The organism is Acinetobacter sp. YT-02, from assembly GCF_002412355.1.
GTDB classification, from domain to species: Bacteria; Pseudomonadota; Gammaproteobacteria; order Pseudomonadales; family Moraxellaceae; genus Acinetobacter; species Acinetobacter towneri.
This window is the reverse complement of sequence record NZ_NOZT01000022.1, coordinates 17,719-41,751: the sequence shown is the minus strand read 5'-3', so window position 1 is coordinate 41,751 and position 24,033 is coordinate 17,719. Positions and strand designations below refer to the sequence as shown.

Sequence of the window (24,033 nt, the reverse complement as noted above, 5' to 3'; positions counted from 1 at the left end):
TAACACGTATTTTTAGACAGTCTTCATTGTTTAGCGTTTACTCATCTTCAGTATCTAATCCAAACTTTTTCAGACGATAGCGCAAAGAACGGAAAGACATGCCCAATTTTTTTGCTGCCAACGTACGGTTCCAGTGGGTCAGGTGCAGCGCATTCAGTAAAATGTCTTTTTCTACTTTTTCCAAGTAGGCTTCTAAACCTTCTTCAGGCAGTTTGCGTCCTGTCAGCAATACATCTGTCACGATCTGCTGTGGTGTTTCTGCTGTAGGTTGTGGTTCAGTGGTTGCTGTATTGCTCATACTGAATTGGCGCAAGGGTGCGGTTTGTAAGTGTTTGAGATCAATAACATCATCATCACTCAGGGTAATGGCACGTTCAATAATATTGCGTAACTCACGCACATTACCTGGATAGTACTGTTCTAATAAAAATTGCTGGGCACGAGGTGTCAGTTGTTTGGCAGGAATGTCCCATTCTTGTGCAACTTTTTGAATGAAGTGGTCTGCCAATAACAGAATATCTTGTCCACGTTCACGCAAGGCAGGCAAGACCAAATCCATCACGTGAATACGGAAGAATAAATCCTGACGGAAACGTCCTTGCTGAACCAAACTTTCTAAGTCCTGATGACTGGCGCTGATCACTCGAAAATCGACATCAATTTCACTATCTGAACCCACAGGACGGATGCGCTTTTCCTGAACGGCACGCAGCAGTTTGACTTGCATGCTCAGTGGCAGTTCGGCAATTTCATCTAAAAATAAGCTGCCACCATGTGCAGATTGAATCAGACCTTGTTTGTCTTGAGTCGCTCCTGTAAAGCTACCTTTTTTGTGTCCAAATAGCTCGCTTTCCATGAGTTCGGTGGGGATTGCACCACAGTTAATTGCAATAAATGGTCCTTCGTTGCGGTTACTTAAACGGTGAACCAAATTGGCGACAACTTCTTTCCCCGTACCTGATTCGCCTGTAATAAATACAGGCGCTTGCGAGCGCGCAATTTTTTTGATGGTGCTGCGCAATTGCTGAATAGGCAAAGATTGCCCAATCAACATTTTATATTCAAGCTGATCTTGGCTGTGATGATCGGTGGTGTTGAAAGGTTTATTCAGTGCTTTTTCAAGGAGTTGCTGTAAATGTATTTGATTGACAGGCTTGCTGACAAAGTCAAATGCACCTGCTTTTAAAGCAGCAATCGCAATATCCATATTGCCGTAAGCGGTCAATACGGCAACAGGCACATTCGGATATTGTTCGGAAATCCATTCAACCAGTTGCAAGCCATTGCCATCGGGCAGGTTTAAGTCGGTTAAGCAAGCATCGTACTGATGTTCTGCCAATAACTGCTTGGCTTGCACTAAACGATACGCGACATGGGTTTGAATCCCCATACGTGCCAAAGTCATCTGCATGAGGGTACAAAGGTCTTCTTCGTCATCGACCAATAAAACCAAAGGTTGAACAGCGTGCATATTTTCCCCAAAACCACACAAAATTAAATCAAAACCACAGCAACAAGATTGATCCAATATCAATCGCGTTTATTCAATGGCACGTAGACATTTCATCCTGAAACATGCGCCTTGTTCTTGTTCTACATAGCTCAGCTTGGCTTGATTCGCCTCGCAAAAACTATGCGATAGATACAATCCTAAACCAGTTCCATTGATTTCGGTACTGAAAAATGGCTGGAACAGATAGAGGAGATCTTGACTGGCGACACCTGCACCAAAATCCCGCACATCAATATAAATATAAGTTGCTTTCGGATAGACCGTAATCTCAATAGGTTGTTGTGCAGCATTGTGCCGAATGGCGTTACGAATCAGATTAATTAGCACTTGGCGAAACTGCGATTCATCAAACTGGATGCTCAGTGGTTCGGTCAGTGTAAGCTGAATTTGACTCGCTGCATCAGGTAAATCTTCCTGAATGAATTGTGGCAAAAATTGATTGAGCTGAATCGCGACAGGCGTGGTTTGTTTATTTTTGACCATACTCAGCGTGTCGTGAATAATTTTATCAATCCGTGTCGCTTGTTTGCTGATCATGTCCGACAGCAATTGTTGCTGTGCAGCATCACTGCCTGTAAATAAATTGTTGGCTTGTACAATGGCTGCCAACGGGTTGCGAATTTCGTGTGCAATACTGGCAGAGAGTTGTCCTAAGGCGGCTAATTTGAGTTGCTGGACTTGCTGATTGATTTTACGTCCATCCTGCAGCGCCAATAAAGTCAGCGTTTGATGTGGCACTTTGAGTTTTTGTACCTGAATATGCACATGAAAATGACTCAGTTGCGACTCGAATTGAAATTTTTCTCCATCTTGCAATTGATCAAATTTGAACAGATCAAATAAATCGGGCTGAATTTTATACAATGGATAGGTCGCGTGCGCATATTTAGGATGAATCCCCAACAGATGACAGGCTGCAGGGTTGCTGAGGACGACATAGCAATTTTCATCTAAAACCAAATAGCCCATTTCGGTTTGTTCTAAAATATAACGGTTGATATTTTGTAGGCGGTTTAATTCCAAAGATTGCGAAAAATTTAGATTTTCTAAAATTTGGAAACGCCGTACTGCAATACGTCCACTGCCATAAACCACCCAAAATAAAAATGCCAATAGCGCACTTTGACTAATATTATTTAGCGATGAAAAGTCAAGCAAACTCCCAACAAAGTGTTGGTAAATCACCATAATCATCGCGATGAGGGTAATGGCTAAGGCTTTACGCTTTTGCAGCAAGAGTGATGCTGCAAAAATCGTGATCGCAAACAGCAGACTTAAATATAAATTAGGGCCATCGCTGGCAAAAGTCAGGCTACTGAGCGCGATAATATCGACTGCAAAAAACAGGGTCAGTTGTTGCGTGCTTTTAAAAGGAATATATTTATAGCTGATCAGTTGCAGGCAGCTAAAAATAAAATAGCAGACCAAGGTGTATAGATATAAACCCGGGTGCTGATATTGTGTGCCAAGCTGCTGAAAGGTGAGTAGGGTAATCAGCAGCAAACAAAAGGCAATCAGCAGTCGGTAAGTACCATACCACATGCCAAGATGATACTGATTTAACTCAGAATGTTGTTTTAAATCTGGCATATCGTAAAGGTCTTATTTGTGCATCAACAGCGTTGAAAATTTAGGGTTTAATCAGTCCATAACGAATGGCAAGGTGAGTCAGTTTGACATCACTATCAATATTTAATTTTTCAAAAATACGGTAACGATAGGTATTTACGGTTTTTACACTGACAAACAACTTATCGGCAATTTCCTGTGCGCTAATACAATTCACCACCATCATCGCCACTTGCATTTCACGTTCTGAAAGACTATCAAAAGGCGATTGTTGTGTGTCAGATAAGTATGAACTTGCCAGTTGTTCGGCAATGTCGGCACTGAAGTATTTACCGCCCTGCATGACTTTTTTAATGGCACGTACCATTTCACTGACAGGTGCGCCTTTGGTGATATAGCCTTTTGCACCTGCTTTCAGCAATAAAGAAGGGTAGGGTTCTTCTGCCAAACCACTCACCGCCAAGACCTTAGTGTCTGGTGCAGTTTGCAATAGACGACGTGTGGTTTCTACGCCTCCAATCCCAGGCATGTTCACATCTAACAACACCACATTGGGATGATGCTGACGCACTAAGGTAATCGCTTCTTCACCCGATTCAGCTTGTCCAATCACCTGCACATCGGCATGGTCTTCGAGCATACGGCAAATCCCAGTACGTACCAATTCATGATCGTCGACTACTAAAACTGTGATCACCTACACTCTCCCTTTGAAAAAATCATCTTTTTTGTTACATAAAGCAAAATTAGCTTGCAATGAAACGACAAAATTAGCAATGCTATTCTTAATCCAGAATGAAAAGTTCTGCACAATATCCTGGCAAAAACTATTCATTGTTGTATTTTTTATTAAATGTAAGGCATATTTGAGGTAATACGCAAATGTATCTTACCTCCCTGAGTTGAGTAAGCAGTCGTGAAAAATTCTAAGAAGTCGTTCATGCATGTGCTGATCGCATCTATGATGCTCAGCCTAAGTTCTGTCAGTTTTGCTGAACTTGTCATCAATCCTTCCTCTGGGAGCGACGGTCAGGCGACCTTAAGTTGGTCTTCAGAGCAAGCCGATCAATTCTTAAATGGTGACCTAGCAAGTAGCAGTGCGAGCGCTCAGGCTACACCAGACACTTATGTTGCAGAGCCCACACCGCCAGGTTCAACCAAAATTACCACAACTGTACGTAGCAGCAATGGTGTTGCACCCGCGTCTACTACGCCAAAAACTGTCCGTATTTTAGATACTTCTGCTTATAGCAGCCAGCCTTCTGTTAATGCTCGCGCAGCTTTAGTGATGGATGCGCAAACTGGTGAAGTACTGTACAGCAAAAACACAAACGTAGCATTGCCAATTGCTTCAGTGACTAAAGTAATGACTGCAGTGGTCACCTCAGATGCCCGTTTGAATATGTCTGAACAAATTACCTTACAATCAATAGACTTTGCAGGTGCTGCAGGCAAAAACTCAAGTTCCACTTTACGTGTGGGTGACAAGCTCAACCGTGCCGAAGCATTATTATTTGCTTTAATGAAATCGGAAAATCCAGCAGCAGCAGCCTTAGCGCGTACCTACCCAGGGGGCAAAAGTGCCTTTGTTGCAGCCATGAATGCAAAAGCACGTGAATTGGGCATGAATGCTACCCGCTTTACCGAAGCCACAGGTCTAGACCCGCGTAACGTTTCTTCTGCACGTGATTTGGGAATTTTGGTGAGTACTGCCTCGCAATATGGTTTGATTCGTCAATTCTCAACGACGCCAACGTATGACTTTAACTTGGGTTATCGAGTCTTGAAATCTAATAATACCAATGCGTTAGTGCGTAATGGTGGTTGGAATATTAATCTGTCTAAAACAGGCTATATCAATGAAGCAGGGCGTTGTGTGGTGATGCATACCACTTTGAATAACCGTCCTGCAGTGGTGGTGCTTTTGGGTGCAGATACTTCACAAGCACGTACCAATGATGCAACTCGCTTAATGAGTTGGGCAAGTCAGTTACCTAAACGTATTTAAGAGCACATTCAGCTTGGAGCGTTGAGTTATCAATCGTATGACTCAACTTCCGTTAAAGTTGCATGATTCCAAATACAAAAAAACCTGCTAATGCAGGTTTTTTTGATCACGATTCAAAACTTACATGTTTGAAAGGATAGAGTCTTTTACTTGTTGCATTGTAGCATCAATAGAGAGCATCACCGCATCTGCACATTGTTTCATTGCAGTGTCAGGATCTTTCAGACCGTTACCTGTTACGGTACATACAATCACAGAACCTTCTTTGATTTTACCTGCTTTGATGTCGCGCATTGCACCACCAATAGACGCAGCAGATGCAGGCTCAACAAATACGCCTTCATACATTGAAAGCATGCGTTGTGCTTCTAAGATTTCAGCATCAGTTAGCTCATCAAACCAACCTTCTGAATCGCGTACAACGGCTTTGGCATGGTTCCAGCTTTGTGGGTTACCAATACGAATTGCAGTTGCAACAGTTTCAGGGTTTTCTACAGGCGCACCACGTAAGAATGGCGCAGCGCCAGACGCTTGATAACCCACCATGATTGGGCGGCCTTCAGGGTTTGGACCTGTGAACTTGTCCGTTGCTGCGTCATAGACCACTTGCTCGAATTGATCGGCAGATTGGTTGGCAACCGCTTCGGTATAACCCATCCAGTGTGCAGTAATGTTGCCTGCGTTACCTACAGGTAAGCAGTGGTAATCTGGTGCACGACCTAACTCATCTACAATTTCATACGCAATGGTCTTTTGACCTTGTAGGCGGTAAGGGTTGATCGAGTTCACAATGGTCACAGGTGCTTGGTCAGCAACTTCTTTAACTAGACGCATACCATCGTCAAAGTTACCGCGGATTTGCATGGTGATGGCACCGTACATCATCGCTTGTGCCATTTTACCCATGGCAATTTTGCCTTCAGGAATTAAAACGAATGCTTTGATGCCTGCACGTGCAGCATAGGCAGCAGCAGCAGCAGAAGTATTACCTGTAGATGCACAGATAATGGCTTTTGAACCTTCTTCAACTGCTTTAGTAACTGCCATGGTCATACCACGGTCTTTAAATGAACCTGTCGGGTTTAAGCCTTCATACTTCACATAAATTTCAACATCTTTACCAATAATGCGTGGAATATTCTCAAGCTTAATCAGTGGCGTGTTTCCTTCGCCTAGAGAGATTGCACGTGTGGTTGCAGACACTGGTAAACGGTCACGATAACGGTCAACTAAACCAGTATAACGATTGGCATTCGACATGATGATGTTCCAATTGTGTGTAGAGCTTGGCAAGGGGAAATACTCCCCTTCACCCGATTAATTATCAAGCGATTCTAAACGAATTCGTACAATTTCGCCATGAATGGTTGGCAATGCTTGAATTTGTTGTAACGCTTCATCCATTTTCGATTCTAGGACTGGGTCAGTCAGAATCACGATAGGAATAAGGTCTTTTAAGCGTGATTGCTGCATGATGGCATCAATACTGATTCCCGCACGGCTTAAAATAGTGGTTACATCAGCAAGTACGCCAGTTTGGTCTTCGGCATTAATGCGAATGTAGTAACCCGTGGTCATTTCTTCACGGCTTAAAATTGGCAAGTCGGTTAAGGCTTCAAATGCCAATTGTGGAATTGTACCTGCGCCATCTTCGGTATAAGAAATGTCACGGACAATATCAACGACATCGGCAACTACCGCAGAGGCTGTTGGGCCTGCACCTGCACCTGCGCCATAATAGAGCGTTGGACCAACCGCATTGGCTTGTACCAAGACCGCGTTTTTCACGCCATTAACATTGGCAATCAATTCTTCTTCAGGAATTAAAGTTGGGTGAACACGCAGTTCAATGCCTTTGTCGGTACGACGGGCAATACCCAAGTGTTTGATGCGGAAACCGAGTTCTTCGGCATATTTCACATCTTGCGCGGTCACTTTGCCAATACCTTCGGTAAAGACTTTGTCAAACTGTAGTGGAATACCAAATGCACATGAAGCCAAAATAGTCAGTTTGTGTGCAGCATCAATACCTTCGACGTCAAAAGTCGGATCGGCTTCGGCATAGCCTAACTCTTGCGCTTCTTTCAGTACGTCTTCAAATGCACGACCTTTTTCACGCATTTCACTTAAAATGAAGTTGCCTGTACCGTTGATGATGCCTGCCAACCATTCAATTTTGTTGGCAGCCAAACCTTCACGGATGACTTTAATAATTGGAATACCACCTGCAACCGCAGCTTCATAGGCAATTTGTACGGCATTGTCTTCAGCTGCTTTAAATAGCTCATTGCCGTGTTCTGCAAGTAGGGCTTTGTTGGCTGTCACTACTTGTTTGCCGTGCTTCATGGCTTCCATGATCACGTCATAAGCAGGGTGAATACCGCCCATCACTTCAACCACCACGTCTACATCGGGTTGACGGACAATGTCCATCAAGTCGGAGCTTTGCTTGACCGATTCAGACAAGTTTAGGTCAGGACGCGGACGACGTGTTCCCACATAAGTGATTTCAATTTCACGACCGGTGCGACGTCTAATCTCAGCAGCATTTTCTTTTAATAGTTTAAGGGCACCACCACCCACAGTACCAAGACCGAGGATTGCCAGACGAACTGGTTTCACGTCACACTCCATATTTTAATAACTTTAAGCAAGCCTAGATCATAGCTAAAAAAACGCGCTGACTCTAGGGCAGATCTCACTTATCTTCACAGTATAAAAAAAAGTAAAATAACGCATAAAAAATCGTTATTTATATTGGCTTCATAGATGCTACGTCTTGGTATATTGGGATGATTCAGCATCTACAAAACCTCTATTTTTATTTGTCTAAACGCTTGATCAATTCAGCGGTAGACAGATAGCCGCCTAAATATACGCCTTCGGCATTATAAATTGCAGGTGTGCCATTGACGCCCATATTTAAGCCCAATTGATACTGAGCACGAACAGGGTTTTTACAGTTGGCAGGTGCAATTTGTGCGCCATTCATGACCTGATTAAAGGCAGCGTGACGATCTTCGCTACACCAAATTGCTTCCATAGCAGGCATGTGCTGTTCACCACGCGGCCAAGCAATGTAACGGACTTCAATGCCTTTACCATTCATTTCATCCATTTGTTCATGTAGACGATGGCAATATGGACAGCTGACATCGGTAAATACATAAATGACGTGTTTGGTTTTGCCTTTGGCAGGGAATACCAATAAATCTTCCTGTTTTAATTCAGCAAAAATTTTCTTGTTCACGCCTGCTTGCAGGTTTTCACTGACGTTATGTAGTTCTTTGTCACCTAAACGGATCACATCGCCCTGAATAATGTATTTGCCATCACTGGTGGCATAGACCGATGACATGCCTTCAAGACTCACCCAAAATAAATTTGGAACTTCAGTGGCTTTAATGTCGGTAATTTTGGCGTTGATACCTGCAGTTTTAAAATGTTGCTGCAAGGTTGTACTTAAACGCTGTTGTGCATTGCGTTCAATTAGGGTTGATGCTTCACCCGTTGCAGGCGCACTGGCGGTGAGCGTGGTTTGCTTTTTATCTTCATTGTTTGCATTTGAACATGCGGTGATTGCAAAAGCACTTGCCAGTGAACAGGCAATCAAAAGTGTCGAGCGGGTAAATGTCATAAACAACCCTTTCTTGTTGGCATAAAAAATAGAGCGTTAGCATAACAAAAAATATTCGTGATCGTTAGGGTCTGTTGCCATTTCATAAATGGCTTGCGTTCATAGATGAAGTGTCAACAGACCCTATGCTTCTACGTCGTTTTTGTTTTAAGCCCGTGGATGATGTTGGGCATGCAATTGCTGCATACGGATTTGTGCAACGTGGGTATAAATTTGTGTAGTGGATAAATCGCTGTGCCCGAGCAGCATTTGTACCACACGTAAATCTGCCCCATGATTGAGTAAGTGCGTGGCAAAGGCATGTCTTAACGTGTGTGGCGATAACTCGGCTTGAATGCCTGCTTGCAGGGCATAGCGTTTAATGGCATACCAAAAATTTTGTCGGCTCATAATGCCGCCATGAACTGTTAAAAATAGATAATCGGTGGCACTTTTGTACAGTTGTGGGCGTGACTCGGTTAAATATTTTTCTATCCACTCACAAGCGACTTGCCCCATAGGCACCAAACGCTCTTTATTGCCTTTACCTACAATTCGTAAATAGCCTTGTTTCAGGTTGATCAACTCTAAGCGTAAATTCAGCAACTCCGTCACTCGCAAACCGCAAGCATATAAGACTTCAAGCATGGCACGATCCCGTAATCCGAGTGCAGTGTTGATATCTGGGGCGTGAATTAAAGCTTCCACATCAGCTTCAGATAAATCTTTGGGTAAGGCACGACCTAATTTTGGAGTTTTATGCGCAGCAACAGGGTTGTCAGAACGTAGTTTGTGTTCTCTTAAAAATTTATAAAAAGAACGTAGCGCAGATAGGCAGCGTGCAATAGAGCGGGGGCTTTTTTGTTGTTTGGTGAGTTCGATGAGTACATCCGAAATATCGTCATGATCCCATTCAGGCATAGCTTTGCTGACATAATCGCTGCACTGAATTAAATCGGACAGATAGGCATTGCGAGTATGCGGGCTAACACTTTGTGCAATCAAATCGTTGCGATAGCCTTCCAAAAAACTCAAAGCTTCTGGAATTAATATTGCAGCAGGAATACGAGGTTTTTTGTTCAGCATAGGCATCACAGAGAAAATCACAAAATTAATTGAGAAATTTGATAATAAGCAGCGTTATTTTCTACTCTAATCCAATTCAGCAGGGCTGTCGATGTGATATAAAACATTCAAATGTAAGTTGACCTTATTTGTTAATTGTTCTCATTTGCGTATATAATGGGCAAAATAGTATAGGAATTTCACGGTGCGTTTGTCAGAACTCAAAGCAAAACAAACAGCCATCATCCGTCAGGTACTTCGGACTGCCGATGGTGCAACATCCCTAAATGATTTGGTTGCGAATCGCTTAGAAACGTTAGGCTTTGTGCCTGGGACGCCTGTGCAGGTGATCACTAAAGGTATTTTTGGGGGAGATCCGATCTTAATTCAAGTGGGATTTACCCGGTTTGCCTTGCGCAAAGTAGAAGCTCAACGTATAGAAATTGAACAAGGAGCATCTGCATGAGCGATGCTTTACGTATCGCACTTGTAGGGAATCCAAACTGCGGTAAAACTTCTTTATTTAACCATTTGACAGGGACGCGTCAGAAAGTTGCAAACTATGCGGGTGTTACCGTAGAGCGCAAAGTGGGTCAGTTCAACTTGCCTTCGGGGCAGGCGGTACGTGTACTGGATTTACCAGGTACATACAGCCTAGAAGCCACCAGCCCAGATGAAGCCATTACCCGTGATGTAGTGCAGGGCAAAATTGCTGAAGAAGGTCAGCAAGATGCATTTTTGTGTGTGGTCGATGCGACCAACCTGAAACTGCATCTAGGTTTAGTACTTGAAATGATTGAGTTGGGACGTCCAATTTTATTGGTGCTCAACATGATGGATGAAGCACGCCGCCGCGGAATGCAAATTAATACGCAAAAGCTATCTGAGCGTTTGGGTGTGCCTGTGGTGGAAACCGTTGCGGTGCGTGATTCAGGTATTCAAAATTTAATGAATGCGTTGGATTTGGGTAAGTTTTCGGTACCACAGACTGAATTGACAGGCTTAAAAGGCAGCCAGCACCAACGTATTCAAACCATTTTGCATGATGTGGTGCAGTTTGTAGATGAAGAAGACAAACGCTCTGACTTTCTAGATAAAATTTTTCTGCATCCTGTGTTTGGCTTGGTAAGCCTTGCGGTGATGATGTTTATTGTCTTCCAGGCGGTATTTGCTTGGGCTGCACCGTTTATGGATGGCATCGAAAGTTTATTTGGCTGGTTAGGTGAAGTGATTGGCGAAAACATTAGTCATCCTTTGCTGAACAGCTTGATTGTGGATGGCATTATCGCAGGTGCAGGCGGTGTGGTAGTGTTCTTGCCACAAATTCTAATTTTGTTCCTGTTTATTCTGATTTTAGAAGAATCGGGCTATTTGCCCCGCGCTGCATTCCTACTAGATAAGCTGATGTTTAGTGCAGGCTTGAGTGGTCGTGCCTTTATTCCTTTGTTGTCCAGTTTTGCCTGTGCAGTTCCAGGGATTATGGCAACCCGCAGCATTGCTGATCCACGTGATCGTTTAACCACGATCATGGTTGCGCCATTGATGACTTGTTCCGCACGTTTGCCAGTATATGCCTTATTGATTGCGGCGTTCATTCCAAATCAAACCGTTTGGGGCATGTTTAATTTACAAGGTTTGGTGTTATTCGGTCTTTATATGGCGGGTATTTTAAGTGCCTTGGGCGTATCGTTTGTGCTCAAATTTTTGCAAAAAGACAAATCGGAACATGTGTTGTTAATGGAATTGCCAAGCTACCGTTTTCCAGACCTAAAAAGTGTATGGATTGGTTTGCTAGATCGCGCCAAAATTTTCTTAAAGCGTGTCGGTGGCATTATTTTTGCGCTGTCTATTTTGCTATGGTTTTTGTGTACCTTCCCACAACCGCCAGAAGGCGCGACCATGCCTGCGATTGATTACAGCTTTGCAGGGATGTTGGGGCATGTGTTACAGCCAATTTTTGCACCCATTGGTTTTAACTGGCAGATTGTAATTGCTTTGATTCCTGCCATGGCAGCACGTGAAGTAGTCGTGGCAGCATTGGGTACAGTCTACGCCTTGTCTGCAGTGGATGAAGACGCTATGTCCGAAGGTTTGGCCGCTTTAATTAGTGGCGGTGGTGAGCTTGGTTGGTCATTGGCGACAGGTTTGTCATTGTTGGTGTGGTTTATTTATGCACCGCATTGTTTGGCGACTTTGGCTACTGTAAAGCGTGAAACAGGTTCATGGCGTACAGTCAGTTTTATGACGGTGTATTTATTTGGTTTGGCCTACTTTATGTCATTCCTGACTTATCAAACAGCCTCATATTTATTGGGTTAAGGCTATTTTAGGTTTCACAGGAGAAGACGAACATGATTGAAATTCTGATTGTTGCTGCACTGGTACTGTGGAGTGCGGTAGTGGTTTTTAAAAAAGTCTTTCCCAAGACTTCTAGCGCAGTTTTTCTAAAACTGTCCAATTCCTGCGCAGAAAAAGGTTGGCATGGTTTGGCAAAGTGGTTGAAGCCTGCGGCAGTGGCAGGTTGTGGTGGCAGTTGTGGATGTGACAGCAAAGATCAACCCACCGAAAAGAAAGTTGAAGTCCAAGCAGTGAAATGGAAATAGCCACATCTGTCCAACTTTACTGAGATGTTTTAAAAAACCGTCAGCGATCTGACGGTTTTTTTACGCACTGACACAAAAAATTTGCAGAAACTGCAAACAGAAAAAGCATTCAAAACAGCAAAGTGCTACCATTTTGTCAGTTTCAAAATTACCGCACAAAATGGGGCAAAAATGTTAATACAACGTGGTGGATTAAAAGTCGTTGCAGGGCTTGGTATTTCGGGTGTTGCAGCCGTTAATTTCTTACATCATCAGGGTTACCGCGTTGCTGTGACAGACTCTCGCCCCACACCTCCAGGACATGATCAAATTCCAGCCGAGGTTGAAACTCGTTTTGGGGAGTTTGATCAGGATTTATTGCTGTCTGCAGAAGAAATTGTGATTAGCCCTGGGCTAGACCCAAAATTACCTGAAATTCAGGCTGCCATGGCGCAGGGTATTCCTGTGGTGAGTGAAATTCAAATATTACGTCGTGCAACCGACAAACCTATTGTGGCTATTACTGGTTCAAATGCGAAAAGTACCGTGACCACGTTAATTGGTTTAATGGCAGAGCAGGCGGGTAAAAAGGTAGCTGTGGGTGGTAATTTAGGCCGTCCTGCGTTGGATTTGATTAAAGATGATCCTGAGCTGTATATATTGGAACTCTCCAGTTTTCAGCTAGAAACCACATCGAATTTAAATGCAGAAGTGGCGGTGGTGCTGAATATGAGTGAAGATCACTTAGACCGCCATGGCGATATGCTGGGTTATCACACTGCCAAACATCGTATTTTCCAAGGTGTCAAAAAAGTAGTGTTTAACCGTGATGATGCCTTGAGCCGTCCGTTAGTACCCGATCAAACCCCAATGCAAAGTTTTGGCTTAAATGCGCCTGACCTAAACCAATTCGGTTTATTAAAAGATGATGATGGCAGCATGTGGTTGGCACGTGGGCGTGAGCGTTTATTAAAAAGCACCGAGATGTATATTCAAGGCACACACAATATTGCTAATGCATTAGCGTGTTTGGCATTGGGTGAAGCCATTGGTTTATCTATGCACAGCATGCTGGAAACGCTGAAAACCTTTAAAGGTTTGGAGCATCGTTGTGAATTCGTCAAAGAATTACATGGGGTGCGTTATTATAATGACTCCAAAGGAACCAACATCGGTGCAACTTTGGCAGCTTTAGATGGCTTGGGTGCAGCAATTCAGGCACAAGGCGGTAAGGTTGCGATTATTTTAGGTGGGCAAGGCAAAGGGCAGGACTTCACTGCGCTACGCCAATCATTGCAACAATATGCCAAACTGGCAGTGTTGATTGGTGAGGATGCTACGAAAATTGAAACAGCAGTTGCGGGAACAACCCAACTCTTAACTGCAGATACCTTGCAACAAGCAGTTGAAATCTGCCAACAACATACACAAGCGCATGATGTGGTGTTATTGTCACCTGCATGTGCAAGTTTTGATATGTTCTCGGGCTATCCAGAACGTGGTCACAAGTTCGTTGCTTATGTCAACGCACTGGTATAACAACAATAAGGTGTGAGATATGGCTGGCTTTGCTCAGACAACAATCAATAAACTCAATCAGGTCTATGAGCGCTGGTTACCCAAACTGCCAGCGGAAGTGAATGTACGCAATGTACTGATTTTTAGCGTACTGGCGCTGTTATGTATTGGTTCAATCATGGTGGCATCGGCTTCTATGCCTTATGCCGAGCGCATGCATGAAAATGCCTTTCACTATGTATTGCGTCATGGCATTTCTATTGTGGTGGCATTAATCGCTGCCGTGATTGCCTATAGAGTGCCGCTGAATACCTGGTTTAACAACACCTTCTTTCTGTGGATTGTGACCATTGCCTTGTTGGCTGCAGTGTTGCTGGTGGGTACTGAAGTCAATGGTTCTAAACGCTGGATTCGGGTCGCAGGTTTTACCCTGCAAGCTTCCGAAGTCGCTAAAGTGATGATGGCCATTTTTACCGCTGACTATGTGGTGCGCCGTGCCGAAGAAGTGCGTAATAACATTAAAGGTCTGATTCGTCTTGCAGTGATTATGGCAGTCACGGTAGGTTTGGTGATTGCAGAGCCTGACTTGGGGGCGACCGTGGTGATTGCCTTGACCATGTTAGGGGTCTTCTTTTTAGCTGGTGCGCCATTAATTCAGTTTGGTATTGCCTTTGGCGCGATTATTGCCGCCTTTGTGTTTTTGGTGGTATTTGAGCCTTATCGTTTTGAGCGTTTAATGTCGTTCTCAAACCCGTGGAATGACCCTTTGGGTGTCGGTTATCAGTTGTCTAACGCCTTAATGGCATTTGGACGCGGTGAATGGGCAGGCGTAGGCTTGGGGCATAGTATCCAGAAAATGTCCTATTTACCTGAAGCACATACGGACTTTATGTTGGCTGTCTTAGGTGAAGAGTTTGGCTTTTTAGGCATTTTTGTGGTGTTGAGCTTGTCTTTTGCTATGCTGATTGCCTGCATTAAAATTGGTCATCGCGCCCTGAAAAACCAGTACTTACGTGCAGGATATTTGGCTTATGGCATCAGCATTATCTTCTTATTACAGATTATGGTGAATGCAGGCATGAATATGGGTATGTTGCCTACCAAAGGTTTGACTCTACCTTTTATTAGTTATGGTGGTTCATCGTTAATTATGTGTGCAGTGATGGTGAGTTTGATTCTGAAAATTGAAGCCAGCACGCATGAGATTAACCCTAGCCGTGAAGAATCCAGCTTCTAGAATTTATCCTTCTATTTCGCTTCTGGCTGAGCATGGTGCAAGACCATGCTTGGCATGACTGTTCCGCAGTGTAAGCACTTGACTGTAGTATTTTTTTGTTTAGACATAGGAAACAAGGTAATAAAAAATAAGGAAAAATATTGTCGTTGCTGTCTGAGTTCATAGCTACTGCGAGTGCGGCAAACGGGGCAGCTAAATTGACTTTTCTCGACCACTTTGGTTTTCGGTCCAACACCAAAAATAAAAAACATGACACAACCTCAAATGATCCATTTCAATTTGAGCATAACTAAATTTTAAATTTTATAAATAATAGCCGTGTAAAGCTGTGCCTGCAGGAATACGTGAAAGATCCCATTGCTGAATGGCTTGCGTAAGCATGCGTGCAGGGGTGTCTAATTCGACAGTGGCTTGATTTAAGGCAGTTAAAGCGGCTTGTAGCAGCTTCGATGCTTGGGTTAAATCTAAAGCTTGTGCCAAGTTCTGTTTAGACAGTTTTTGCCCTTGTGCATTCATGGCTAAAGGCAGGTGCGTGTAGCTGAGTTTAGGGTAGCCTAACAGTTGCCCCAAATAGATTTGCCGTGCGGTGTTGTCGAGTAAATCTGCGCCGCGAACCACATGGGTAATGCCTTGCAAATAATCATCCACCACCACTGCCAGTTGATAATTGATAATGCCATCACGCCGTTTTAGGACAAAATCGCCCAAGTCCTGCGCAAGGTTGGAACATTGTTTGTCTTGCAGGCGGTCTTGAAAGCAAATCTCTTGGTCTGTGACTTTGACTCGAATCGCTTGATTGGCAAAATCTAAACCTAAATTGCGGCAAGTCCCTGCATAAATATGATTGGAGCCAAGCATTTTGCGGGTGCATTGACAGGCATAGACCAAGTCGCGTTGCTGCAATTGTTGCAACACGGCTGCATAGAGATCGAGGCGATCTTTCTGGAAAATAATTTCGGCATCTGGCTCAAATTGAAAGGCATCAATACAACGCAAGATATGATTTTCACTGCCAGGGTAAATGCGTGGGATGTCAGTATCTTCAATACGTACCAGCCAAGTGCCGTGCTGGGCTTTGGCATCGCAATAACTGGCAACGGCAGTAATGAGAGAGCCAAAATGCAAAGGGCCGGTTGGCGATGGCGCAAACCGACCTGAGTAGCGCGTCAGCGAAATATGATCTCGCTGCTGCGCATGGGGAGCATGCTCCGCTAAAGAATTTTCAACAGTCACAATTAACCGTTATTTTGCTTCTCTTTGATCTCTGCCAAAGTTTTGCAGTCAATACATAACGTTGCCGTTGGGCGTGCTTCTAAACGACGCAGACCAATTTCGATACCACAAGTTTCACAGAAACCATAGTCATCGTTTTTAATCGCTTCAATGGATTGTTCAATTTTACGAATCAATTTACGTTCACGGTCACGGGTACGTAATTCAATCGCAAATTCTTCTTCTTGTGTCGCGCGGTCATTCACATCAGGCAAAGCGGTATTTTCGTCTTGCATGGTGTTGAGTGTACGATCTACTTCTGACATTAACTCTTCTTTCCACGCCATTAAAATTTGACGGAAATGTTCGAGTTGTCCTTCAGACATGTATTCTTCATTCTTTTTCGGCTGATAAGGTGCAATACCAAATAAGCTAGCTGTAGAACCACCCTCTAAAGCCTTTGGCTTTGCCTTACGCACGCGTTTTGTAGCTTTTTCTTCTACAAGATCTGTTTGTTCGTCCAAGACTTGATTTTGGTTGTCATTCGCCATGTAGGGCATTCCTCATCATATGCGTAAGATTCATACGCGAAAAATATGGTGATATGCAAGTGTTTTTATCCACTCCCTCAGAAAGAATTCTCTCTTCGGGGGACGTCATCATATAGACTTTTTTTGATTATGGATAGTCTTTGATGTTTGGATGTGTTATCGCATTTTTTCGTTGAAGGCATAAAGTAAAGCAAAAAAAATAAAATGGAAAGTTAATAACCTGAAATTTCAAAATTTATTTGTTGTGTGACATGCTCAACCCGATGCACTTGGGTGCTAAAACTGCCATCTGCATTCAAATGTAACACACGGTAACCCGGTGCCTCAGGCCCAAGCGCAAAGTGCTGGCTATGTGGTTTAAATTGCACGCAGGTCGAAGGCGTAGAGTAAAATTGAATCCCTTGCCATTCATTTAATGAGTCTTGATGCACATGCCCACACAGCACCAATTTGACATTGTTGTGGCGTGCCAATACATCAATTAAGGCTTCGGTATTTTTAAGTTTGTGCTGATCTATCCAGTGCGATTGCATATCAAAAGGATGGTGATGACAGGCAATAATCACCTGCTGCTGCGCATGTTGCTGTAAAAGCTGATCTAACTGCTGTAATTGTGCTGCGTCCATCCAGCCATCAATCCGACCTTTAACCGCAGTATTCAGTAAAATGACACTCCAATTGCCCAACTCAATTGCATGAACTTGATTGGACTGTAAATGGAATGGAAAAACCGCGGCATCATCATGATTGCCCGGAATCTGGAAATGCGGCGTATTCAAAGTCTGCATAAACTGCAAATAACGCTGATAGGTTTCAGCAACAGGGATTTGTGCTAAATCGCCTGTATGGAAAATAGCATCGAGCTGCGGATATTGCTGTTGAATATCGTGCATTACCGCGTGAAAGCTGCGTTCAGGATTCATGTGCACAAACTCTAAATCTTCCTGATTCATGAGGTGCGTATCTGAAATTTGTACAATTGTCCAGCGTTGCTGGTGATTGTTTGAGAATAAAGTCATGCCTGACCCCTTAGACATCCTTCACGGTTTTAATTTGTTGTTGTAACCATTGCAATGCCATGATGACAGGTGCGTTTTTTAGCCGACCATTGGTCAGCAAGTTTGGAATTTCCTGATAATCAAGAATGTGTAATTGAATATTCTCTCCTTCATCTGGCATACCAAACACGCCACCTTCCTGTGGTAACGTGGTGCTCGCACTATATAAGTGGAACAATTCTGCGCATGCACCCGCAGATGGATAAAAACTGAATAAATGTTGTAATTCTTTTAATTCACAGCCCGATTCTTCCAAAGCTTCACGACGAATGCAACTTTCAGGTGATTCATTGCCATCTAGCACGCCTGCAATCACTTCGAGTTGCCAAGGCGAGTCGCAATCATCAATTGCACCAATACGGAATTGTTCAATCAGGGCAAATTTTTGTTGTGGTGCATCATAAATGAGTACCCCAGCCGCTTCAGGGCGTTGAATGAGTTCACGCTGAAGGACTGGGGTATATGTAGTTTGATTAAACAAGCGATGGCTCAGGCTGACTTTTTCAACCTGAATAAAACCACGATACAGGTATTCACGTTGGTGAATCTGTGCATCGTGTTGTCCATAAGTTGCTTGTTGAATAATCTTCATAAATTCTCATCAGGATGAGCAAAGCATAATTTCATCCTAACTGAGATTTGATTGAATACAAACGCTTTTTAAACAAATTAGAGCTTATGGTATAATTTTTGACCATGTTCCTGATAAGCGGTTTTCATGGCTTTGAGACCTGATTCTACCTCTGCATCTACTTGCTCTGTTTTGTTCGCAGCATTTTGATTTTGTGCATAATCTCTCACATTTTGGGTGATTTTCATGGAGCAGAACTTTGGTCCGCACATTGAACAGAAGTGTGCAGACTTATGCGCTTCTTTTGGCATGGTTTCATCATGCATGCTGCGTGCGGTGTCTGGGTCAAGGCTCAGGTTGAACTGATCTTCCCAGCGGAATTCAAAACGTGCTTTAGACAGCGCATTGTCACGGGCTTGTGCACCTGGGTGACCTTTGGCAAGGTCAGCCGCGTGGGCTGCAATCTTATAGGTGATGATGCCGTCTTTGACGTCTTTTTTGTTTGGTAAGCCCAAATGCTCTTTTGGTGTCACATAGCACAGCATTGCTGTACCGTACCAGCCAATCATCGCTGCACCAATGGCAGAGGTAATGTGGTCGTAGCCTGGAGCAATATCAGTGGTTAATGGGCCAAGTGTATAGAATGGTGCTTCTTTACAGACCTCAAGTTGCAAGTCCATATTTTCTTTGACCATGTGCATTGGCACGTGTCCTGGGCCTTCAATCATCACTTGCACATCATGTTCCCAAGCACGGTGGGTCAATTCGCCCAAAGTACGCAGCTCGCTGAACTGTGCTTCATCGTTGGCATCTTGAATACACCCTGGACGTAAACCATCACCCAAGCTGAACGATACGTCATAAGCCTTCATGATTTCGCAGATTTCATCAAAATGTGTGTACAGGAAGTTTTCTTCGTGGTGTGCCAAACACCACTGTGCCATGATTGAACCACCACGTGACACAATGCCTGTTAAGCGGTTAGCTGTGAGGGGTACATAACGCAATAACACCCCTGCGTGAATGGTGAAGTAATCCACCCCTTGCTCTGCTTGTTCAATCAGGGTGTCTTTAAAAATTTCCCAAGTCAGGTCTTCGGCAATGCCATTTACTTTTTCTAAGGCTTGATAAATAGGAACAGTACCAATTGGCACAGGTGAGTTACGGATAATCCATTCACGGGTTTCATGGATGTTCTTACCTGTCGATAAGTCCATGATGGTGTCTGCACCCCAACGGGTTGCCCAAGTCATTTTTGCGACTTCTTCATCAATACTGGAACCTAGTGCCGAGTTACCAATATTGGCATTGATTTTCACCAAGAAGTTACGGCCAATAATCATCGGTTCACATTCTGGGTGGTTAATGTTTGCAGGGATAATTGCACGGCCTTCAGCCACTTCCTGACGTACAAATTCTGGCGTGATTTCAGTCAGATTTTTAGCCCCGAAGTTTTGACCTGGGTGCTGACGCATATCGACACCTTCGCGTTGGCGTTGGTTTTCACGAATGGCGATATATTCCATTTCAGGGGTAATGATGCCTTGTTTGGCATAGTGCATTTGGGTGACGTTTTTACCCGCTTTGGCACGACGCGGCTTTTGAATATGGGCAAAACGGATCTCTGCAGTACGAATATCGCGTAAACGCTCTTGACCAAATGCCGAGCTAAGGGTTTCTAGTTTTTCGGTGTCTTGGCGCTCTTCAATCCAGCTGTCGCGGATGTTCGGCAAGCCTTTATTCAGATCAATTTCAACATTTGGATCGGTATATACACCTGAAGTGTCATACACCATGAGCGGCGGATTGTGCTCACCGCCTAAACCTGTTGGAGTGTCGGTCAGTTCAATTTCACGCATTGGCACCTGAATGTCTGGGCGTGAGCCTTGAATATAGACTTTTTTCGATGCAGGTAAAATGCGGGTTAAATCTTTGGCATCTTGCTCGTGTTGAGCAGAAATATCAGCAGGGGATAGATTCGTTAATTGGTTCATTGCAATGATCCTGAAGAATGAAATCAACGAATCAAGCACGACCAAAAACAAGGGCAAACTGATCTGTTTTGAACAAGGGAACAATTTGGGTGCTATGTTTTTAGATGGGCTTGATTCCTACGCAGGTTTTAACCTGATCAGGTTCAACGGTACTTGGGTTTAAATCTGTGTTGCAGACCTTTGGGCAAACAACAAAGAATGGACACAATCTCAGCGAGGAATTACTCGCGCTCCGTCAAGCTGTATAAATAGTAGCACGTTGTTGGTATAAAAGCAGGCTTCGCGCGGCTTTTATTCTTTGATGCCTAATGACAAGTATTTGAGCTTTAAGCGACTTTGGATAATTAGCGAGTAATACAAACGGCATCACTAAAACAATCGCGTTTTGCATGGATGGAGATGTTCTTTAAATTTAAATATTGATGCAACTGTGCATGTACTAAAGCATCATCGCCATATTCACGCTGTTCACGTGCAGTGGGCTGTGCTGCAATTTCAGTGAGTCGTTGTTCACTGCTCATGTGTAAAAAGGCAAGGAATTTACGCGCTTGCTGTGCTAAGGGAGATTTTTGCAACTTTGCCAGTTTTTTAATTTCAAATAATACGGCAGGTTGGATACTGTATTCATCGACATAATCCTGAGAAACAGGACTGTTGACTGTGCCTTTAAACAGCAGCAAGGCATACATTTCGGCTAGATAACGTGCATCCCGTATAAAGTGACTTTTAGGATAACGCTGCACGTAATCTTCCCAAAATAAGGCGCGTTCAGTCAAATCGGCAGCATCAAGGGTGAGTCCACCATCACGCAGGCTGTGCTGCATATTGTCATTGGCCATTCTTTCAATAAAAATCTGCTCGGCATCGGGCATGTAAGGCGCAAAAATAATGGCTAAGTATTGCGGGCTTCGACGATAAACCAACTGTGCTTCACCTGCATCGTATAGCTCTAAATAGGCTTGTCCCTTATGTTTCAATAAATATTGATCACGCAAGGCAAAGTTTTCAAAATGACTTTGCTGAATGGTCGGATGCTGCGCCATATCAAAAGCATGTTGATCAAAAGCAGCTTGTTCTGCAGCGCTGCGTTCTACATGCAAAAAGCGTTGATACATTTGGGTCGAAAGATTGAGCAAATTTAATTGCTCATTCAAAGGCAGCAAGGGTAGGCAGACTTTTAAATCCTGATTAATTTGTTCTAGCGCAAACGTGGTGCGGGTATTGTCAATTTGCTGCATATTGTGCTGAATATTTTCACACATTTGGGTCAAATCCACAGGCTCGCTGGCACTGGCCTGTACCTTTGGTGGTTCAGCTACGGGAGGTGTATCTGAATTTTGGCAGGCGAGCAAATACAGACAACTGCCAAGCAGTAGGGCAAGTTTACTGGCGCGAAGAAATTTAACCATTACAGCAATTCAACATGAGTATTCATTCATCATCTAGTGCCTTCATTTAGGCACTATGGATTCCAAAAATTCAAAATGAGTCATTCATACCAAAATTCTAAATTTAAAATATCCGCTGTGAGGCACACGGTTTTAGAAGCTTGGGTCGAAGGACGAGGGGAGAGCTTGCATTGTAAAGTCAAAGCCACGGAGTAAATTGTAGTATTCTGCTAGAGTTTGGTTACATGCCTGTGAGTAAGTACCACTTTATGCAGCGATTGTTAGCACGTGTATGGCTTTGCTTAATTATTGCAATGAATTGAAATAATATGAAAAATTATCAAAATTAATGAAAATCATACGAAAAAAATGCAAATTCGCTTTAGTATGGGCGGTGTAAAAATACATTGCAGTAGGATTGACGAAATTACAGAGTGGGTTGATCGAAAAATAATGAAAAAAATGATGTTAGTGACATGCTTATGTTGGATGAGTTCAAGCGCTTTTGCTTTGGATTTAATGCAAGCCTATCAGCGTGCTCAAAATAGCGATCCGACTTGGCGCGCACAGCAATTACAATATCAGGCCGATCAATTAAATTTAGGGCTTGCGCAAGGCAATTTACTGCCAACTGTGACTCTGTCGGGCAATATCACCCGTAAAAGTCAGGAAATGAGTCGAGTCAATATTGCCAGTTCCTCGCCAGAGCTTTTAAGCAGTTCATCTTCAACTTCACGTCAAGTCGCGTTAACAGCACGTCAGCCTTTATTTCGTTGGGATGCTTGGCAAGCCCTGAAACAAGTCAAAACCTCGTTAAGCCTGAGTGAAGTCACCTTACGTTTACAACAACAGCAACATATTTTGAATGTATCAGAAGCGTATTTTAATGTGCTGAGACAGCAGTCTTTAACAACAGCATATTTACAAGAAGAAAAAGCTTTGTTGGAACAGCTCAATATGATGAATGCCAAACTGCGTGAAGGTTTGGTGGCTAAAAGTGAAGTCAGTGAAGCCAATGCGCAATATCAAAATGCACGAGCGAACAGGATTGGAACACATGTGCAGTTGGTTTTGGCACAAGAGCAGTTGGCACAATTGATTGGGCCATATCAAGAAAGTTTGGCAGTTTTGCGAGATGACTTTCAATTTCAAAAACCTGTGCCTGAAAGTTTAGAGGCATGGTCGCAATTGGCACAAACTCAAAATTTGGCTATTCAACAGGCACGTTTGCAGCGACAATATGCCGAAGATGCACGTCGGGTTGAACAAGCAGCACGTTATCCGCAGGTAGAAGTTGTGGGCAGTTATGGTTATGCCAAACAAAGCCCTGAAAGTATCATGTCGCCCGATGGTCAGTTCGACCAGGTCGGGATTGAAATGAACTGGAATGTGTTTAGCGGTGGGCGGGTCAATAAAAATGTGCAAAAAGCAGTGGTTTTGGTACAAAAATCTGAAGCCGAGCTAGATGCAGCAATCCGTAAAGCCAATACCGATGTGAAACAGGCATATTTACAAGTCGAAACTGATCAAGCCAAATTGCAGGCGCGACAGGCTGCAATGAATTCAGCAGATTTAGTGGCACGAGCATCCAAAGCGCAATATCAGGAAGGTTTAAAAACCATGGTGGATGTACTGTTGGCACAGCGTAACGCCTTTTCTGCCAAGCAGGATTATCTCAATGCACAGTATGACTATTTGAAGCATGTGTTACAGTTGAAAGCAGCCGTTGGGCAATTGACTGAACAAGATGTGCAGGAAATGAATGCTTGGTTGATTCGGAAAGCCATATAGGGTCTGTTGACATTTCATAAATGGCTTGCGCTGTAGGCTAAAACTGAGCAGATCAGGCATGAAACGCAGGGAATAGCGAGACTATTGCCAAGTTTCATAACGCAATCTGAGAAAGTTTTAGCCACATGAGCAAGAACAAAGCGTTGCTTTGTTTGCTGCGCAAGGGGGCGAGCATATTTTTGCTACTATTGCTTTATGAGTCAGTCATTTAGAATGACTAAATTTCCTGTCCCATGCCTTATATCAGCTAAAAAATATGCGTTGCCGCAAACATAGACGAAATGTCAACAGACCCAAGTCATTTTGTCATCTGAATGGCTTATGCTGTTTAAAGACAGAAACGATCAGACTTGAGAGTTT

The 24,033-nt window shown here is 43.5% G+C and carries 21 protein-coding genes and 1 riboswitch; of the genes, 7 read left to right on the top strand and 14 right to left on the bottom strand.

Annotation, left to right across the window (positions count from 1 at the left end):
• Positions 1 to 37 precede the first annotated feature (37 nt).
• The 3 genes from CF596_RS07975 to CF596_RS07965 all read right to left on the bottom strand — a co-directional run bounded on the left by CF596_RS07975 (position 38) and on the right by CF596_RS07965 (position 3,779).
• Positions 38 to 1,471, bottom strand: a complete 1,434-nt coding sequence (locus tag CF596_RS07975) for a sigma-54 dependent transcriptional regulator (protein ID WP_096901953.1) — start codon at positions 1,469 to 1,471, stop codon at positions 38 to 40.
• Between the two features lie 69 nt (positions 1,472 to 1,540).
• The gene (locus CF596_RS07970; protein WP_096901950.1) at positions 1,541 to 3,103 is read right to left on the bottom strand and encodes an ATP-binding protein; all 1,563 of its coding nucleotides are present in this window, start codon (positions 3,101 to 3,103) and stop codon (positions 1,541 to 1,543) included.
• Positions 3,104 to 3,143: 40 nt separating this feature from the next.
• Positions 3,144 to 3,779 carry a response regulator gene (locus CF596_RS07965; protein ID WP_004975702.1) on the bottom strand — a complete coding sequence of 212 codons (636 nt, stop codon included), beginning with the start codon at positions 3,777 to 3,779 and terminating at the stop codon, positions 3,144 to 3,146.
• 219 nt (positions 3,780 to 3,998) lie between these two features.
• Here CF596_RS07965 and CF596_RS07960 point away from each other — a divergent pair, with 219 nt between their 5' ends.
• Positions 3,999 to 5,090: a serine hydrolase gene (locus CF596_RS07960; protein WP_143228678.1), complete on the top strand. Its 1,092-nt coding sequence runs from the start codon at positions 3,999 to 4,001 to the stop codon at positions 5,088 to 5,090.
• Between the two features lie 120 nt (positions 5,091 to 5,210).
• Here CF596_RS07960 and thrC read toward each other — a convergent pair whose 3' ends face one another.
• The 4 genes from thrC to xerD all read right to left on the bottom strand — a co-directional run bounded on the left by thrC (position 5,211) and on the right by xerD (position 9,792).
• A complete protein-coding gene (thrC, locus tag CF596_RS07955; protein WP_004975706.1) occupies positions 5,211 to 6,350 on the bottom strand; it encodes a threonine synthase in 1,140 nt (379 codons plus the stop codon).
• Positions 6,351 to 6,407: 57 nt separating this feature from the next.
• On the bottom strand, positions 6,408 to 7,712 hold the full coding sequence (locus CF596_RS07950; RefSeq protein WP_096901944.1) for a homoserine dehydrogenase: 1,305 nt from the start codon (positions 7,710 to 7,712) through the stop codon (positions 6,408 to 6,410).
• Positions 7,713 to 7,911: 199 nt separating this feature from the next.
• Positions 7,912 to 8,727, bottom strand: coding sequence for a DsbC family protein (locus CF596_RS07945; protein WP_004975709.1), 816 nt, complete (start codon positions 8,725 to 8,727; stop codon positions 7,912 to 7,914).
• Between the two features lie 147 nt (positions 8,728 to 8,874).
• Positions 8,875 to 9,792 (bottom strand): site-specific tyrosine recombinase XerD, encoded by a 918-nt coding sequence (xerD, locus tag CF596_RS07940; RefSeq protein WP_096901976.1) that lies wholly within the window; start codon positions 9,790 to 9,792, stop codon positions 8,875 to 8,877.
• Positions 9,793 to 9,976: 184 nt separating this feature from the next.
• On the opposite strand from xerD, the gene CF596_RS07935 reads away from it, so the two are divergent.
• The 5 genes from CF596_RS07935 to ftsW all read left to right on the top strand — a co-directional run bounded on the left by CF596_RS07935 (position 9,977) and on the right by ftsW (position 15,108).
• Positions 9,977 to 10,237, top strand: a complete 261-nt coding sequence (locus CF596_RS07935) for a FeoA family protein (RefSeq protein WP_019838134.1) — start codon at positions 9,977 to 9,979, stop codon at positions 10,235 to 10,237.
• A complete protein-coding gene (locus CF596_RS07930) occupies positions 10,234 to 12,090 on the top strand; it encodes a ferrous iron transporter B (protein ID WP_096901941.1) in 1,857 nt (618 codons plus the stop codon). Before CF596_RS07935 ends, CF596_RS07930 begins: the two co-directional genes overlap by 4 nt.
• A 32-nt stretch (positions 12,091 to 12,122) precedes the next feature.
• Positions 12,123 to 12,374: a DUF6587 family protein gene (locus CF596_RS07925; RefSeq protein ID WP_096901939.1), complete on the top strand. Its 252-nt coding sequence runs from the start codon at positions 12,123 to 12,125 to the stop codon at positions 12,372 to 12,374.
• Between the two features lie 171 nt (positions 12,375 to 12,545).
• Positions 12,546 to 13,892 carry a UDP-N-acetylmuramoyl-L-alanine--D-glutamate ligase gene (gene murD, locus CF596_RS07920; RefSeq protein WP_096901973.1) on the top strand — a complete coding sequence of 449 codons (1,347 nt, stop codon included), beginning with the start codon at positions 12,546 to 12,548 and terminating at the stop codon, positions 13,890 to 13,892.
• Positions 13,893 to 13,911: 19 nt separating this feature from the next.
• Entirely contained in the window at positions 13,912 to 15,108 is a 1,197-nt protein-coding gene (gene ftsW / locus CF596_RS07915) for a putative lipid II flippase FtsW (protein WP_004975720.1), read from the top strand.
• 11 nt (positions 15,109 to 15,119) lie between these two features.
• Here the strand turns inward: ftsW and CF596_RS07910 are convergent, their stop codons facing one another.
• The 7 genes from CF596_RS07910 to CF596_RS07880 form a co-directional block, all read right to left on the bottom strand.
• Positions 15,120 to 15,359: a zinc-ribbon domain-containing protein gene (locus tag CF596_RS07910; protein ID WP_096901937.1), complete on the bottom strand. Its 240-nt coding sequence runs from the start codon at positions 15,357 to 15,359 to the stop codon at positions 15,120 to 15,122.
• Positions 15,360 to 15,411: 52 nt separating this feature from the next.
• A complete protein-coding gene (gene gluQRS, locus CF596_RS07905) occupies positions 15,412 to 16,341 on the bottom strand; it encodes a tRNA glutamyl-Q(34) synthetase GluQRS (RefSeq protein ID WP_171324912.1) in 930 nt (309 codons plus the stop codon).
• 2 nt (positions 16,342 to 16,343) lie between these two features.
• A complete protein-coding gene (dksA, locus tag CF596_RS07900; protein WP_004975725.1) occupies positions 16,344 to 16,871 on the bottom strand; it encodes an RNA polymerase-binding protein DksA in 528 nt (175 codons plus the stop codon).
• A gap of 212 nt (positions 16,872 to 17,083) precedes the next feature.
• On the bottom strand, positions 17,084 to 17,890 hold the full coding sequence (cpdA, locus tag CF596_RS07895; protein ID WP_004975727.1) for a 3',5'-cyclic-AMP phosphodiesterase: 807 nt from the start codon (positions 17,888 to 17,890) through the stop codon (positions 17,084 to 17,086).
• A gap of 10 nt (positions 17,891 to 17,900) precedes the next feature.
• Complete coding sequence (locus CF596_RS07890; protein WP_004975729.1) at positions 17,901 to 18,521, bottom strand: NUDIX domain-containing protein; 621 nt, start codon at positions 18,519 to 18,521, stop codon at positions 17,901 to 17,903.
• Positions 18,522 to 18,598: 77 nt separating this feature from the next.
• Positions 18,599 to 20,494, bottom strand: a complete 1,896-nt coding sequence (thiC, locus tag CF596_RS07885; protein ID WP_096901934.1) for a phosphomethylpyrimidine synthase ThiC — start codon at positions 20,492 to 20,494, stop codon at positions 18,599 to 18,601.
• 97 nt (positions 20,495 to 20,591) lie between these two features.
• Positions 20,592 to 20,739, bottom strand: a riboswitch (TPP riboswitch).
• A gap of 99 nt (positions 20,740 to 20,838) precedes the next feature.
• Positions 20,839 to 21,903 carry a hypothetical protein gene (locus CF596_RS07880; protein WP_096901931.1) on the bottom strand — a complete coding sequence of 355 codons (1,065 nt, stop codon included), beginning with the start codon at positions 21,901 to 21,903 and terminating at the stop codon, positions 20,839 to 20,841.
• A 432-nt stretch (positions 21,904 to 22,335) separates the two neighbouring features.
• Between CF596_RS07880 and CF596_RS07875 the strand changes: the two genes are divergently transcribed.
• Positions 22,336 to 23,673 (top strand): TolC family outer membrane protein, encoded by a 1,338-nt coding sequence (locus CF596_RS07875; RefSeq protein ID WP_096901928.1) that lies wholly within the window; start codon positions 22,336 to 22,338, stop codon positions 23,671 to 23,673.
• The last annotated feature ends 360 nt before the right edge of the window (positions 23,674 to 24,033 follow it).

Excerpts from the sequence above, each read along its gene's own strand:
- CF596_RS07975 (WP_096901953.1), bottom strand. The coding sequence starts at position 1,471 with ATGCACGCTGTTCAACCTTTGGTTTTATTGGTCGATGACGAAGAAGAC.
- CF596_RS07970 (WP_096901950.1), bottom strand. The coding sequence starts at position 3,103 with ATGCCAGATTTAAAACAACATTCTGAGTTAAATCAGTATCATCTTGGC.
- thrC (WP_004975706.1), bottom strand. The coding sequence starts at position 6,350 with ATGTCGAATGCCAATCGTTATACTGGTTTAGTTGACCGTTATCGTGAC.
- CF596_RS07945 (WP_004975709.1), bottom strand. The coding sequence starts at position 8,727 with ATGACATTTACCCGCTCGACACTTTTGATTGCCTGTTCACTGGCAAGT.
- xerD (WP_096901976.1), bottom strand. The coding sequence starts at position 9,792 with ATGCTGAACAAAAAACCTCGTATTCCTGCTGCAATATTAATTCCAGAA.
- CF596_RS07930 (WP_096901941.1), top strand. The coding sequence starts at position 10,234 with ATGAGCGATGCTTTACGTATCGCACTTGTAGGGAATCCAAACTGCGGT.
- CF596_RS07925 (WP_096901939.1), top strand. The coding sequence starts at position 12,123 with ATGATTGAAATTCTGATTGTTGCTGCACTGGTACTGTGGAGTGCGGTA.
- murD (WP_096901973.1), top strand. The coding sequence starts at position 12,546 with ATGTTAATACAACGTGGTGGATTAAAAGTCGTTGCAGGGCTTGGTATT.
- ftsW (WP_004975720.1), top strand. The coding sequence starts at position 13,912 with ATGGCTGGCTTTGCTCAGACAACAATCAATAAACTCAATCAGGTCTAT.
- CF596_RS07910 (WP_096901937.1), bottom strand. The coding sequence starts at position 15,359 with ATGTTTTTTATTTTTGGTGTTGGACCGAAAACCAAAGTGGTCGAGAAA.
- dksA (WP_004975725.1), bottom strand. The coding sequence starts at position 16,871 with ATGGCGAATGACAACCAAAATCAAGTCTTGGACGAACAAACAGATCTT.
- cpdA (WP_004975727.1), bottom strand. The coding sequence starts at position 17,890 with ATGACTTTATTCTCAAACAATCACCAGCAACGCTGGACAATTGTACAA.
- CF596_RS07890 (WP_004975729.1), bottom strand. The coding sequence starts at position 18,521 with ATGAAGATTATTCAACAAGCAACTTATGGACAACACGATGCACAGATT.
- thiC (WP_096901934.1), bottom strand. The coding sequence starts at position 20,494 with ATGAACCAATTAACGAATCTATCCCCTGCTGATATTTCTGCTCAACAC.
- CF596_RS07880 (WP_096901931.1), bottom strand. The coding sequence starts at position 21,903 with ATGGTTAAATTTCTTCGCGCCAGTAAACTTGCCCTACTGCTTGGCAGT.
- CF596_RS07875 (WP_096901928.1), top strand. The coding sequence starts at position 22,336 with ATGAAAAAAATGATGTTAGTGACATGCTTATGTTGGATGAGTTCAAGC.